This is a genomic window from Coprococcus sp. AF99-45, assembly GCF_027663865.1.
Taxonomy (GTDB): domain Bacteria; phylum Bacillota; class Clostridia; order Lachnospirales; family Lachnospiraceae; genus Allocoprococcus; species Allocoprococcus comes.
The window spans coordinates 68321-81987 of record NZ_JAQDGZ010000004.1 but is presented as its reverse complement, the minus strand read 5'-3'; the positions used below and the strand labels follow the sequence as shown (position 1 = coordinate 81987).

Here is a 13667-nt window from a genome sequence, read left to right as displayed (position 1 = left end):
CTATAATGGACATTATACAAAAATTTGGTAACGCAGTGAGCAGTATGTCTCTGGAGGATCCCGGGAAGGCGCGCAGGCTTCTTCTTACAGGATACCGACTTCAGGAGAAACGACTGCTCTTTTTTTCAGATAAAAAGCTGCCCAAGTCGGGACAGTATGTAGCAAGAATTGTTATGAAAAATATCATCCAGACACTTTCAAAGCCTGAAAATTCAGCGATGGTCAGCATCTTTGTTCCGGGAGAGCTTTTGACGGCGGCAGGGCTGACTCCGTATTCGGTAGAAGCAATGTCCTGCTTTATCGCGGGAACAAGATGTGAGCAGACATTTTTGAGAAAAACAGAAGAAGAGGGATTTCCGGAAACGATGTGCTCCTATCACAGAGTTTTCCTTGGAGCGACACTATCCGGACTTGTGCCAAAGCCAAAATGTATGATCTACACAAATCTAGCATGTGACAGCAATATGATGACCTTCCCGTATCTGAAGCAGAAAAATATGCTTCCGGGATTTTTTATAGATGTACCATATGACAAGAACGAAGATTCTGTAAAATATGTGGCAGATCAGCTCCGGGAGTTGAAAGCATTTTTAGAAGATGTTACTGGAAAGAAAATTTCCGAAGAGGCAGTACGGCAGGCGGTCAATAACAGCAACCAGGCAGCCGCATATTATCATGAACAGCTGGCACTGCGCAAAGAACATGATCCGGTCACGAGCCTGACCAATGAGCTGTACGCGATTTTCATGTGCCACCTCATGGCGGGTTCGCAGGAGGCAGTCAAGTACACGAAATTGCTTCTGGAAGATGTGAAAAAGGCACCGAAGAGCGAAGGTCTGCATATTCTCTGGATGCATATGATGCCATTTTTGCAGGAACCGGTAAAGGATATTTTCAATTACAGTAACCAGATTCATATCAGTGCCTGTGACTTTGTGGCAGACGGATTTCAGAAGACATATTATGAAGATCCGTATGAGTCCATGGCAGAAAAGATGGTGAACTGCATTTACAATGGAAGCGTCAGGCAGAGAATCCAGAAGGCAAAAGAGCTTGCGGCACAGACAAATGTGGATGGAGGAATCCTTTTTACACATTGGGGATGCAAAGGTACGATCGGAGCTTCCAGCCTGATCAAAGAATCGCTTGAGGAAGCAGGGATCCCGACCATGATCCTTGATGGAGATGGATGTAATCCGGCAAACAGCAGTGATGGACAGATTTCTACAAGACTTCAGGCTTATATGGAGATGCTGAAGGTAAATAAAGCAGAAAAATATGCCGCAAATCACGGAAAGGGGGCTGGGTCAGATGATACATTATGTCTGTAAATATACGCCGGTAGAGTTATTGAATGCATTTGGAGAAGAGTGTGCCGTACTGGAGGAAATGCCGGAGAACTTTGAAATGTCGGATCAGATTGCACACGCAAATCTGTGCGGCTTTGGGAAATCTGTGATTCAGGCAGTTCTGGAAGGAAAGGTCAAGCAGCTTGTACTTGTGAACTGCTGTGATTCTGCGCGGAGAGTTTATGATATTGTAGAGAGCACCGGAAAATGCAATTTTTTATATATGCTGGATCTTCCGCATGAGGATAATGAATGTGAGAAGGTAAAGTATGCACAGGCAATCATGCGCCTGAAAAAAGCATACGAAAAATTTTCCGGAAAAACATTTGATAAGGAAGCATTTTTAAATTCATTTACAGAAAATGAGACAGAAATGAAGCCATACATTGGTCTGCTGGGTGTGCGTGTAACGGGTATTCTTGAAAAAATGATCCGGGATAATATTCAGATGGACGTGGACAATCTTACCTGCACCGGCGGAAGACAGCTTGCAGTTGTTCCGGAGCAGATGAGACAGATGGATGAAGAAAAAATGTTTCTGGCTTATGCGGATGCCCTGCTTTGCCAGATCCCATGTTTCCGAATGAATAACAACACTCGGAGAAATCAGCTGTATCTGGATCCAAACCTGAAGGGAATTATTTATCATACGATCAAATTCTGTGATTATTATGGATTTGAATATGCGAGCATTAAAAAGAATATCAAAGTACCGCTTCTGAAAATCGAGACGGATTTTACAAGTCAGAGCGCTGGACAGTTACTGACGAGAATCCAGGCATTTGCAGAAACGATTGAAGGATCGGAAGACATGGATCCGGGAAAAGGAATCAGTGAGGAGGCAAGAAAAAAGATGGAGTCAGGAATATATTATGTAGCAGGGATCGACAGTGGCTCTACAAGTACAGACGTTGTGATTCTGGATCAGGACGGAAAAATTAAATCTACGATGATCATTCCGACAGGCGGCGGAGCGATGATGAGTGCGGAGAAAAGTCTGGATCTTGCTGTAGAGAAGGCAGGAATTAAGGAAGAAGAAATCGTTAGAATTGTCACGACGGGATATGGACGTGCTTATATTGAAAGCGGGGATGACAGTATTACAGAGATCACCTGTCATGCCAAAGGTGCGCATTACCTGAACCCGAATGTGCGGACGGTGATCGATATCGGCGGACAGGATATCAAGGCAATCAGCATCGATGAAAATGGCGCAGTAAAGAATTTCCTGATGAATGACAAATGTGCGGCAGGAACCGGAAGGTTTCTGGAAATGATGGCACGGACTTTGGGACTTTCTCTTGAAGAGATGAGTACAAAAGGATTGGAATGGAAGGAAAATATTGTGATTTCCAGTATGTGTACGGTGTTCGCTGAGTCAGAGGTGGTATCACTTGTGGCTCAGAATAAAGATGTGGCAGATATCATCCATGGTCTGAATGTGTCGGTTGCTTCGAAAGTAGGAGCACTGGCGGCACGTCTTGGGAAAAAGAATCCGGGAGAATATATGATGACAGGCGGAGTGGCAAAGAATCCTGGAATCATCAAAGCACTGGAAGAAAAGCTGGATGCGAAATTGTATATTTGCGACGAGGCACAGCTTTGTGGTGCACTTGGAGCTGCATTGTTTGCATATGAGAAGTGCAGTGTGTAGAGGCTGTGTTTGTAATCACCGGACATTATTTTATATTGCATAAAAAAGAGAAACCTTACCAATTTTCAGACGTAAAAATTGAAAACCGGTAAGGTTTTTTACGCATATCGCCATGCAATATGCAATTATCTTTTATTTCATTGCATCTTTAATTGCGCCAAGCAGCTCTTCATAGGTTTCATATGCCGGGATCTGCGGATAATCCGCTTTGATCTTGTCTGTTGAACGGAATAAAAATCCTGCCTTACTTGCCTGGATCATACCCAGATCGTTGTAAGAATCCCCACTTGCAATCGTTTCAAATCCGATGGATTGCAGTGCCTTTACGGTTGTTAGTTTGGAATTTTCCACACGCATCTTGAAGTCTGTGATCTCGCCGTTTTCTGCAATTTCCAGACTGTTGCAGAAAAGCGTCGGATGACCAAGCTTTTCCATGAGCGGCATTGCAAATTCGGTGAAGGTATCACTAAGAAGGATTACCTGGGTGAAGGAACGTAGCTCATCCAGAAAGTCTTTTGCGCCCGGAAGTGGATCAATCTTGGAAATTGTTTCCTGAATTTCTTTGATCCCGAGACCATGCGCTTTTAAAGTATCCAGTCTCCAACGCATCAGTTTGTTATAATCAGGTTCATCTCTTGTGGTTCTTTTCAGTTCCGGAATTCCACTTGCTTCTGCAAATGCAACCCAGATTTCCGGTACAAGTACTCCTTCGACATCCAGACAAGTAATATACATATGTTAACCCTCCTGTACTTTCTGTTTTTTGCTTTCTATCATACCATATATCTGTTTATTTTGCATTCTTTTTTGTAATTGATTAAAAATTGTGGAAGAGAAACCTGTATAAACTACATGATGGTATGGAAAACCATGTAAAGAAGTCAGTCGGGAAAATTGCGGGTTCCATTTTGGAATGTGTGCGAACCGGAAAGATATTGACGATAAATTTTTTCAGGGACTATAATATAAGTATCTGTGACAAAAGAGGGATGTTTCGGAATGAATCATTGAAAAAAGAAAATCTGCCGAAACATATTTTGCTCAAATTGCATAAAGGAGAAAAAGGATGAATAACTTTATTTTTGAAAATAAAACGAAAGTATATTTCGGGAAAGGATGTGTCGGCGAGTATTTGCCGAAAATCGCTGCGGTGCATGGGGATAAGGTTCTGCTTGCCTATGGCGGCGGCTCGATCAAGAAAAATGGAGTTTATGAGGAAGTCATAGCGGCACTTGAAAAAGCCGGGAAAACGATCATTGAATTTCCGGGGATCATGGAAAATCCGACTTATAAGAAGGTGCTTGAAGGCACAAAGCTGGTAAAGGAAAAACAGGTGGACTGGATCCTTGCAGTCGGCGGTGGTTCGGTTATGGACTGTAGCAAGGCAATTTCCATGGCAGCGGTCAGCGAGAAAGATGTGTGGGATGAGTACTGGGCGAAGAAGGGTGTTGTGGATTTTGAACCGATGCCACTTGGCGTGATCGTAACAGCGTCCGGAACAGGCAGCGAGTGCAACGGGGGAGCAGTTATTACCAATGAAGAGGTCATGATCAAGACAGACCGGGATTATCCGAAATGCAATCCGGAATTTGCATTAATGGATCCGACTTACACTTATACTGTTCCGACAAAACAGATGGTGGCAGGAAGCTTTGATATCCTGTCTCACGTTATGGAGACTTATTTCAGTGAGCCGGATGAGGATAACGTATCAGATGATATTTCGGAAGTTCTGATGCGCGGCGTGATAACAAGTCTTCGTGCGGCATTGGTAAATCCGGAGGATTATACAGCAAGAAGTAATCTGATGTGGCTGTCTACCATGGCGGAGAACCGGATCATCAAGCTCGGCAAAAAATGTGATTTTGAATGCCATCAGATGGAGCATCAGATCAGTGCTTATACCAACTGCAGTCATGGATGTGGACTTGCTGTGCTGCATCCGGTTTATTATCGGCATATCTGTCAGGCAGGCGCAAAGAAATTTACCCGATTTGCGGAAAATGTATGGAAAATTCCGAGAAATGGACGTACCGATGAAGAGATGGCTGAAGCTGGCGTAGAGGCATTGGCTAATTTTATCAGAGAGATCGGACTTCCGACAACACTTCGGGAAGTAGGCGTGGAGAAAAAAGAGGATCTGAAAGAAATTGCGGATTCTTGTTATCTGGTGGATGGAAGTTATAAGAAGATGACACATGAGGAGATTCTGGAAATATTTCTGGAGTGCTTCTAAGGACAATAGCTAAAAGGTGATATTGATTCACTGGGGCTTCAGAAGCCGTGCTATGTGGATGAACAGACGCACTACCGCTATTATGACATCAAGCAGAATGCCTGTCTGGACATGATTCAGTATATGAAAGAGCTTGGAATGGAACTGAAAGAGATTAAAGAGATCCCTGTGCCGGAAAGGGTACAGGGATCTCTTGTCTCAGGTAGTAAAATTTCTATACTGGATGGATATCTTGGTTAAGGTGATCTGAAGTGTTTTGAGGATTTGTTTCCTCCGAGTGTTCATTCACCGGAAGATATTCATACTTCGGAATGAAATCCCGTTTATCGTACAGTTTATAATACTGAATGAAAATACGGTCCATAACTTTTGGAATCTGACTTTCATCTGATTCAAATAAAATGATCAGGTACTGCAGGGCACTATACCGTGTACACACGTCAATCCTACGGATCTTGTGACGGATCGCTTCCTCCATGTATTCCAGTGCCTGTTCAATATTTTCGATATACATCATAGAATCCGGAGCGGTTTCCATTGTGACCATGACCAGGAAACAATGGTATTTATGTCGTTCTCCAAGCTGGTTGATGTACTCATAAATCTTAGAAAATTCACGGTAATTAAGATTAAGTGCTCCGGAATAGTTTCCGCTGTTGCGAAGTACTTTTGCCACAAGGGAAAGATCCTTTGCCACGCTGGAAACCGGGAATACGGTATTGCCCATCTGCTGATAGAAAAAGAAGTTGTGTTTTCCGTTTTGCTTGACATAATAGAGTGCTTTATCTGCTTTGGAAGAACACTCGTCAAAGGAATCTCCCTTGGTACACATGCAAAGTCCGGCAGAAATGGATGCAACACGGATCTCAAGATCTTTTTTCTTCTCGGAATCAAAGCGGGAAAACAGGGTTTCCATAAGCTCGGCTATTTCATTTTTACCGGCATCCGGTACAAAAAGAAGGAATTCATCGCCACCAAGCCTGCAGCCAACCGAATTTCCGATATGCTCGGAGAGGAGAGCTCCAAGTGCTTTCAGTGCACGGTCTCCGGCTTTATGACCGTAGATATCATTTATCTTTTTCAGATTATCCATATCCATAAAGATCAGACAGCCATTGTGCTCCTGCATCAGCTGTGCAATCATTTTCTGACCGGTATTTCGCATAGGGAGTCCGGTAAGAAGATCAAAATTTTCTACTTCCTCCTGGCTCTTCATCGTATTCATAACATTGGAAATGAAGTTGCTGATTTCAAATTCCATGCCAGGAAGAGCTGGCTCGTCATCAATTTCCAGATAAGTATCTGTGATCGTCAGACGATTCTCATCCATCAGTCTGAGAAAAATATCTGCGATTTCCGGATCGAACTGAGTTCCTCTGTTTTTGCGTATTTCTTCATAAATTGTTTCTTTTGGAAGAGAATTACGGTAAATACGGCGGGAATTCATTGCGTCATAGCTGTCAGCAACAGCAACGATTCGCGCATGGATCGGAATTTCTTCACCTTTTAGACCGTCCGGATAACCATGGCCATCATAACGTTCATGATGAGATCGGGCAACTTCGGTTACATGATTGATGAGCGAAACATTTTTCAAAATCTCAGCACCAATAACCGTATGTTCCTTAATAACAGCGTACTCTTCGTTTGTCAGTCTGGATGGCTTGTTTAAAATAATATCAGGGATGCCGACTTTTCCGATATCATGCAGATGAGCGGCATGTCGGAGATTGACGATTTCAGAGCGATTCCAACCCATTTCCTGCGCAATCAGTGCAGAGTATTCCGCAACACGATGGGAGTGCCCTCTGGTGTATTCGTCCTTGACCTCGATGGTTGTAGAGAGAGTCTGCATCATCTGTAAGGAAATTTTTTCCATCTGCCGTTTACGTTTCAAAAGCTCCTCTTTTTGACGATGCATTTCAATGGTATGCACATTCTTTATTGTACGGATAATGTTAATGAAAAGAAGGATCAACATGCTGACACCAATAAAAAGACCGGAAATCAAAACTACAAAATATGTAGAAATGGATTCGATGGCGATGGCAAGCATTGCAATGATCAGGCCAATCAGCACCAATTTGTTTTTCCGGTATTCTTTCTTTCGCATATCCAGACAGAAAGTCAGGAAAACCAGAAAGAAGGTGACTGCAAGAATCACGTGGGCGCCCGGCAGAGTTTCAATAAAATCAGCAGTGCCAGTCAGATGAAGAACCAGACAGATCAAAAAGTTACCAAATGCCGCACAGCCGAGGTAAAAGTAAGGCTTTTTATAACGCCCCTGCTGAATGAGATCTGCATAAAAAAGTACCGGGATCGGAACGAGCATGATCATCACAAAGCATAAAGTCCCCAGTGCAGATGGATTCGGAACTATAAGCTGTCTGAGCTTGGATTCGCCGAGCATCCATGTAGCTCCCATGGTCATGCACCATCCAAGATATTCCATATCGAATTTTCTGTCATAGACAATTCCGAGTGCGATACTGAAAAGGATGGTAATGATACCGGCGAACAAGATAAAGAAAGCAATAATAGTCTCAAGCCCGTAAGATTCAAAAATATATTCCCAGATATCACTCTTGTCTCCGAAATAGATCTCATTGACTACACCGGAATAGTTAGAGGTATTGGTAGTCAGCTCAATACGGAGTTCTTTTCCTGCATCTGCTGCTGAAGTAGGACAGAAAACATAACAGCTGGCAGAATTTTTCCCAGTCAGTCGATGGTCTTTGGTTGAGTATTCAGTGCGAAGCACTCCGTCAATATAGAAACGGATATCCTGCAGAGAGGAACGTATAGCAAGTGAACTTTGTGTATAATTTTCAGGAAGTGTTGTGGTAATGACCATAGTCTCTTTTGCAGGAACATTGTAATGTCCGGGGACGGCAATCTGTTCTTTGCTTCCATCGGAGTGAATCCAGGTAAAAGTACCACGATATGTGATGTCGCTGGATTGGATTTTGGCATTGTGATTGTTAATTCCTGTGAATTGTATTACCAGAAACCAGATAAGTATCAGGAACATCAGAAGATAGTAAAATCCGATCTGGATTTTGCTTATTTTATAGTTTTCTTTTGTCAAAACAGAGACTCCTTATCTACAATTTTGGTCTATTTGAAGATATTATACGATGTGAGTGTCAAAAGTGAATTTTGCCACTTACTGATGTAACCGGATTGCTCCATTGCTACGCAATTCCTACAATCCTTAAACATCATTATACTATTTGCGGACAATATTTGCAATTAAAGAGAAGGAGGAATGGTGGAAAAAGACAGGTCATGGCAGTTGAGAAATACCAGAAGATAGATTATAATTTTCATAAAATATTGATACCAGGGTCAAAAGGTCAGAAAGCCGATGCAAGCTTGCTCGCAAGAGGTGTTTTGACCTCTTGACCCGCCAAAAATATGAGTAAGTAGCCATTGTTTAAAGAAAAATGAGCGGATTACGAAAGTTTTTGAAGATTGCGAGAGTGCAAAGCACGTAGCGATCTGGTATCGAAGGGGTCAAAATACCTTTTGACCCAAACATCAAAATATTTTGTATATGAAAGGGAACGTAAAATGGTAAAATTAAGCACACTTTGTTATATTGAACAGGATGGAAAATATCTGATGCTTCACCGGACTGTCAAAGAAAATGATATCAATAAAGACAAGTGGATCGGAGTAGGCGGTCATTTTGAAAAAGGGGAAAGTCCGGAGGAATGTCTTCTTCGTGAGGTATGGGAAGAGACAGGATACACGCTGACATCTTGGAGATATCGTGGGATTGTAACCTTTGTATATGGCGAAGATGTAGTAGAATATATGTCGCTTTATACGGCAGATGGTTTTACAGGAACGCCGATTGCGTGTGATGAAGGAGAACTGGAATGGGTAGAAAAGTCTAAGATCGGAGAACTGGAATTGTGGGAAGGGGATCGGATCTTTTTTGAACTCCTCGAAAATGAGCAGCCGTTTTTCTCATTAAAGCTTGTATATAACACAGATGATGTTCTGGAATATGCAGCGTTAGATGGAAAAGAGATGAAAGATTTCAGAAGAAGAGAGTGTTAAAGTGGAATGTCGAATAGTGTGAAAAAGTTACGAAAGTAATGTTTTGGCATGGAATGTTGAGTCTGCTCATTTGGATAGTGTATGATGATAAAGATTCTCATTAAATGAAGGGGGAAAAGAGAATGTACAGTGAGTTGACAAAGATGGAAGGGAAAAGGATTGTAATCCGCACATTCGGTTATTTTGATATTTTTGTGGATGGGGAAACGATTCCTTTTTCATGTAAGAAAGCCAAAGAACTGTTGGCACTTCTGGTTGACAGAAGAGGAGGATTTGTGACGACGGGGGATGCGATCAGTTATTTATGGGAGGATGAATGTACAGAAAAAAGAATAAAAGATAAATTCCGCAAAGTGGTAAAAGAACTTCGGAGAACGTTAAATGCATACGGAATCGAAAGAGTCCTGCACCGGGTAAATCAGGAGAGCCGTATCCGCACAGAGCATGTGGAGTGTGATCTGTATGACTACCTGGAGGATGAAGAAAAACATAAAAAGCTGTTCAAAGGAGTGTATATGACGAATTACAGCTGGGCGGAAAACACTTTGGGAACGTTGTTGAATCAAAAAGAATAATGGGAAATATAGCAAAAATCGGGAGACTGTTATCAGACAGCCTCCCGATTTTTTTGAAGAGATTTTATTGGACTACACATTCTTTGTACAGTTTTTTGATTGTGAATGTCTGCTGTAAAAGGAATAAAAAATGAATGGTTCAAAAGATTTTGTAAAAGAAACGAAAAAAGGATGAAAAAGAAACGGTTTTTGGACGGAAAAGAAACGGAAAACGGTTGTATGGATGTGTAAAATGAGGAAAGGATCCGAAAATAAAAAGAAAGAGAGGAAAAAGAATGAGACAATTGAGACGGCTGTTATCCGTTTTGGTAATGGCAGTAACGATCGTGGGGATGTCGATGACGGCATTTGCACAGGAAAGTGTATCGGGGGCAGGAGGTAATGGCAGTATTACGATTGAGAATGCATCAAAAGGGATTCATTATACAATTTATAAGATATTTGATGCAAAAGTGAATGCGGAAGGGACTTCGGTGGCATATACAAAAAAAGATATTTCTGAAAATCCTTATTTTAAAAAGGATTCAGCAGGAAATATAACTGCGACTGAGGATGCATATGAAGCTGGATCTAAAGAGCAACTTTCTGAAGGGGCAATTGCCTGGATAAAAGAAAATGGAAAGGAAGTATGCAGTGAAACTTCCGATGGCTCTATATTAAAATTTACCGGTCTTCCATACGGCTACTATTATGTCACCAGCACTTTAAAAGATGGCGGTATGATCATGGTAACGAGTGTTGCAAAAGATGCGCAGATCGTGGACAAAAACAGTAAGGAGCCGCAGTGGACTCCGGGGAATGACGGGAATGCCGGAGGGAAAAGTATTGTACTTGACGATGGTAAACAGGTAAAGGAAAATAATGTCAGTATCGGTGAAACGGTTCATTTCCGTTTACAGATCAACACCTCGAATTATGTTGCAGACAAGCAGATCAAGGAATTCATCATTGAAGATACTCTTCCGACCGGATTTGATGCAGCAAAGATCACATCTGTGATGATTGAAGAAGAACCGCTGGAACAGTTTGAAAATACAACTTTCCCGGTTACGATCCCTTGGGCAGCGGATGAAGGAGAAAATGGCTGGAAAAATCTTTATGATACCGGGACAAAAATTACCATTGATTATACGGCTGCGTTAAACGATAAAGCAGTGATCGACGGTGAAGGAAATAAGAACAGTGCCAGATTTTCATGGAATTATACGACAGAGGAACAGGGAAAAAGCTCGATAGAGGATTCTACAACAACAGATACCTATGCGGTTGTGATCCAGAAGGTCAATGAAAAAGGAGAGGCACTTACCGGAGTGGAATTTGAAGTGCCGTTCCCGGTTCAGGCAGAAGAAGAAAGCGGTGTGTATACTGTAAAAGGCGGACAGACCGGAACCGGAAAGGTGAAAGCCGGAAGTGATGGAGCTGTGGTGATCAAAGGTCTGAAGATGGGTGATTACAGAGTTACAGAAACAAAAGCACCAGAAGGATATAACAAGCTGACGGAGTCATTTCTGGTAAGTGCCGAAAAGATCAGGGCGACAAGAACGGACGCCAGCACATATCTTGATGAAAACGGAAATGTTACAGAAAGCGAGACTGGGACAAAGGTAACTTATACAAATGAAGATTTTGCAGCAAAGGTAAAAGTTGTTGTAAATAAATCAGGAAAACTTCTTCCGGGGACAGGTGGAACAGGTGAAATGCTCTTTACGGTCAGTGGAGTACTGATTGCAATTGTTGCAGGAGTTGTCCTGTTGAATACAAAAAGACGAAAACGAATTGTATGATAGTGAATAAGCCGGAACGAAGGGGAAGACTTTTCTTTTTTATATGGACAGGAATCCTTTTTGTGGGAATCGCGGTCATGCTCTATCCAAAAGTCGGAAAGATCTGGAATGCCGGTCGGCAAAGCAGGGTGGTAGATGGATATGAAAGGTCAGTGGAGAAGCTGGATGCCAGGAAGGAAGAGGAAATGATCGCACAGACAAGAGCGTATAATGTGATGCTTCTGGAACAGAATAACCCAGTGCCGAATGACAAAAATGCTGATAGTTATGGAGCACTTTTGAATATGACATCTGACGGTGTGATGGGATATCTGGAAATTCCGGAAATCCGGGTGAAACTTCCGATTTATCATGGAACGGGTGATTTTGCAATCTGCAATGGCGCAGGACATGTGGAAGGAAGCAGTTTCCCGATAGGCGGAAAGGGAACACATGCGGTGCTTTCTTCCCACAGAGGACTGCCGGGGGCGAAACTTTTCTCGGATCTGGACAAGCTGAAGGTGGGAGACTATTTTACAATTACAGTGCTCCGGCAGACGATTTTCTATCAAATCGATCGGATCGATATTGTAGAACCGGAGGAAACGGGACTGCTTGCCCTGGATAAGGAGAAGGATTACTGCACATTACTGACATGTACGCCTTACGGTATCAATACCAAACGGCTTCTGGTGCGGGGCGTACGCTGTGAGGTGACGGAGAGAGCGGAGCCGATCCGGACAGGCGAGAAGACGTATCGGAGATGGTATGCTGCAATCGGTCTTAATGTATTCGTGGCAGGCATGATCTTGTGCTGGAAAAGGAAGAAAAAAAGAAGAGGATAAATATAAATGAGGGGGATAAAAATGCAGACAGTATTTGCTGAAAAAACAGAAGACCGGTCGCTGGATGATAACAGACATATCGGGGAGCTTTTCTTTATCCGGATGTACTGGGAAAAAGGGAGGATTCCGTCTGGAAATATTCTGTACTGGAAGGATGCCAAAAGAGAGGATGCACAGATCAATTTCACAGGATTTGACGGGCTTTTGCTGTATCTGGATGAAACTTGCGAGCAGAATGGTGTGCTTCTGAGAAAAGCGCAGGTCAGACGATGCCAGAAAAGAAGACGTTATCTGGAGACTGGGAACGTGCCGGACATGGAACAGATGAAAAAATCGGGGCACGCAGCAATCTTCTGGTTAAAGGTGATGGGAAGAGAGTTTGCCTCGTTTCAGGGAATTGTCCACATCTGGGGAAGGGATTATCCGTACCGGAGCGGATTTGAACTGATTATTCTGCTGAAAGATATTGTAGGATTTACAGAGAGGCGGGGGACAAGAAGAAACTGGATGGCGGAGAGAAGCTGTTGATGAATATTGCAAATAAGATTTTGCAAAATGATTTTTTCGTCTGCAAAGGATTGTGAAGTCTTAAAAGACATATTATAATGACATAAGAAACTACAGACAAGACGGACAGGAGATGCAGACAATGGAATTATGGGATATTTATGATGCAGATAAGAAACCAACAGGAAGAACGATGAAGCGCAATGACTGGTGTCTGAAGAACGGGGAGTATCACCTTACTGTTCTTGGCGTTGTAGCAAGACCGGACGGGAAATTTCTGATCACTAAAAGGGTAATGACGAAAGCCTGGGCACCGGGCTGGTGGGAGGTATCCGGCGGTGCTGCGCAGGCGGGAGAAGCGTCTTACGATGCTGTATTAAGAGAAGTCAGAGAAGAAACAGGACTGGATGTAAGCCAGGCAGACGGAGGTTATCTTTTCACTTACAAGAGAGAGAATCCGGGGGAAGGAGATAATTATTTCGTAGACGTGTATCGTTTTGTGATGGATATTGATGAAAAAGATCTCCATCTTCAGGAGGCAGAGACAGATGGTTATATGTTTGCAACATTAGATGAAATTAAGGCATTTGCGGCAGAAGGAAAGTTTCTGCATTATGACAGTATAAAGAAAGCATTTGAGATGTAAGTAAAATAAAAATCGGATTATCGG

Annotated in this window: 12 protein-coding genes; 10 read left to right on the top strand and 2 right to left on the bottom strand. The window is 42.6% G+C overall.

The features are described from left to right. The first annotated feature begins 5 nt into the window (after positions 1-5). Complete coding sequence (locus tag PGR14_RS04650) at positions 6-1331, top strand: 2-hydroxyacyl-CoA dehydratase subunit D (RefSeq protein WP_270223071.1); 1326 nt, start codon at positions 6-8, stop codon at positions 1329-1331. Beyond that, positions 1312-3003, top strand: coding sequence for an acyl-CoA dehydratase activase (locus PGR14_RS04645; RefSeq protein WP_270223070.1), 1692 nt, complete (start codon positions 1312-1314; stop codon positions 3001-3003). Before PGR14_RS04650 ends, PGR14_RS04645 begins: the two co-directional genes overlap by 20 nt. Positions 3004-3135: 132 nt before the next feature. Here the strand turns inward: PGR14_RS04645 and thrH are convergent, their stop codons facing one another. Then, entirely contained in the window at positions 3136-3738 is a 603-nt protein-coding gene (gene thrH / locus PGR14_RS04640) for a bifunctional phosphoserine phosphatase/homoserine phosphotransferase ThrH (RefSeq protein ID WP_008368697.1), read from the bottom strand. A gap of 331 nt (positions 3739-4069) precedes the next feature. Here thrH and PGR14_RS04635 point away from each other — a divergent pair, with 331 nt between their 5' ends. Then, the gene (locus tag PGR14_RS04635) at positions 4070-5239 is read left to right on the top strand and encodes an iron-containing alcohol dehydrogenase (RefSeq protein WP_270223069.1); all 1170 of its coding nucleotides are present in this window, start codon (positions 4070-4072) and stop codon (positions 5237-5239) included. 54 nt (positions 5240-5293) lie between these two features. Beyond that, positions 5294-5479 (top strand): MerR family transcriptional regulator, encoded by a 186-nt coding sequence (locus PGR14_RS16380; RefSeq protein WP_055155497.1) that lies wholly within the window; start codon positions 5294-5296, stop codon positions 5477-5479. On the opposite strand, the gene PGR14_RS04625 is transcribed toward PGR14_RS16380, so the two are convergent. Further along, complete coding sequence (locus tag PGR14_RS04625; protein WP_270223068.1) at positions 5454-8327, bottom strand: HD domain-containing phosphohydrolase; 2874 nt, start codon at positions 8325-8327, stop codon at positions 5454-5456. The two genes, PGR14_RS16380 and PGR14_RS04625, sit on opposite strands and share 26 nt — an antisense overlap. 485 nt (positions 8328-8812) lie before the next feature. Here PGR14_RS04625 and PGR14_RS04620 point away from each other — a divergent pair, with 485 nt between their 5' ends. From PGR14_RS04620 to PGR14_RS04595, 6 genes are all read left to right on the top strand, one after another. Further along, complete coding sequence (locus tag PGR14_RS04620; RefSeq protein ID WP_008368677.1) at positions 8813-9307, top strand: NUDIX hydrolase; 495 nt, start codon at positions 8813-8815, stop codon at positions 9305-9307. Between the two features lie 122 nt (positions 9308-9429). Beyond that, positions 9430-9882: an AfsR/SARP family transcriptional regulator gene (locus PGR14_RS04615; RefSeq protein ID WP_055155495.1), complete on the top strand. Its 453-nt coding sequence runs from the start codon at positions 9430-9432 to the stop codon at positions 9880-9882. Positions 9883-10157: 275 nt separating this feature from the next. Beyond that, positions 10158-11666, top strand: coding sequence for a SpaA isopeptide-forming pilin-related protein (locus tag PGR14_RS04610; RefSeq protein WP_270223067.1), 1509 nt, complete (start codon positions 10158-10160; stop codon positions 11664-11666). Then, positions 11663-12490, top strand: a complete 828-nt coding sequence (locus PGR14_RS04605; protein WP_270223066.1) for a class C sortase — start codon at positions 11663-11665, stop codon at positions 12488-12490. Before PGR14_RS04610 ends, PGR14_RS04605 begins: the two co-directional genes overlap by 4 nt. A 21-nt stretch (positions 12491-12511) precedes the next feature. Next, the gene (locus PGR14_RS04600; protein ID WP_055248021.1) at positions 12512-13018 is read left to right on the top strand and encodes a hypothetical protein; all 507 of its coding nucleotides are present in this window, start codon (positions 12512-12514) and stop codon (positions 13016-13018) included. A gap of 121 nt (positions 13019-13139) precedes the next feature. Beyond that, a complete protein-coding gene (locus PGR14_RS04595; RefSeq protein WP_055155492.1) occupies positions 13140-13643 on the top strand; it encodes an NUDIX hydrolase in 504 nt (167 codons plus the stop codon). Positions 13644-13667: the final 24 nt, after the last annotated feature.

Excerpts from the sequence above, each read along its gene's own strand:
- PGR14_RS04650 (WP_270223071.1), top strand. The coding sequence starts at position 6 with ATGGACATTATACAAAAATTTGGTAACGCAGTGAGCAGTATGTCTCTG.
- PGR14_RS04645 (WP_270223070.1), top strand. The coding sequence starts at position 1,312 with ATGATACATTATGTCTGTAAATATACGCCGGTAGAGTTATTGAATGCA.
- thrH (WP_008368697.1), bottom strand. The coding sequence starts at position 3,738 with ATGTATATTACTTGTCTGGATGTCGAAGGAGTACTTGTACCGGAAATC.
- PGR14_RS04635 (WP_270223069.1), top strand. The coding sequence starts at position 4,070 with ATGAATAACTTTATTTTTGAAAATAAAACGAAAGTATATTTCGGGAAA.
- PGR14_RS04620 (WP_008368677.1), top strand. The coding sequence starts at position 8,813 with ATGGTAAAATTAAGCACACTTTGTTATATTGAACAGGATGGAAAATAT.
- PGR14_RS04615 (WP_055155495.1), top strand. The coding sequence starts at position 9,430 with ATGTACAGTGAGTTGACAAAGATGGAAGGGAAAAGGATTGTAATCCGC.
- PGR14_RS04610 (WP_270223067.1), top strand. The coding sequence starts at position 10,158 with ATGAGACAATTGAGACGGCTGTTATCCGTTTTGGTAATGGCAGTAACG.
- PGR14_RS04605 (WP_270223066.1), top strand. The coding sequence starts at position 11,663 with ATGATAGTGAATAAGCCGGAACGAAGGGGAAGACTTTTCTTTTTTATA.
- PGR14_RS04600 (WP_055248021.1), top strand. The coding sequence starts at position 12,512 with ATGCAGACAGTATTTGCTGAAAAAACAGAAGACCGGTCGCTGGATGAT.
- PGR14_RS04595 (WP_055155492.1), top strand. The coding sequence starts at position 13,140 with ATGGAATTATGGGATATTTATGATGCAGATAAGAAACCAACAGGAAGA.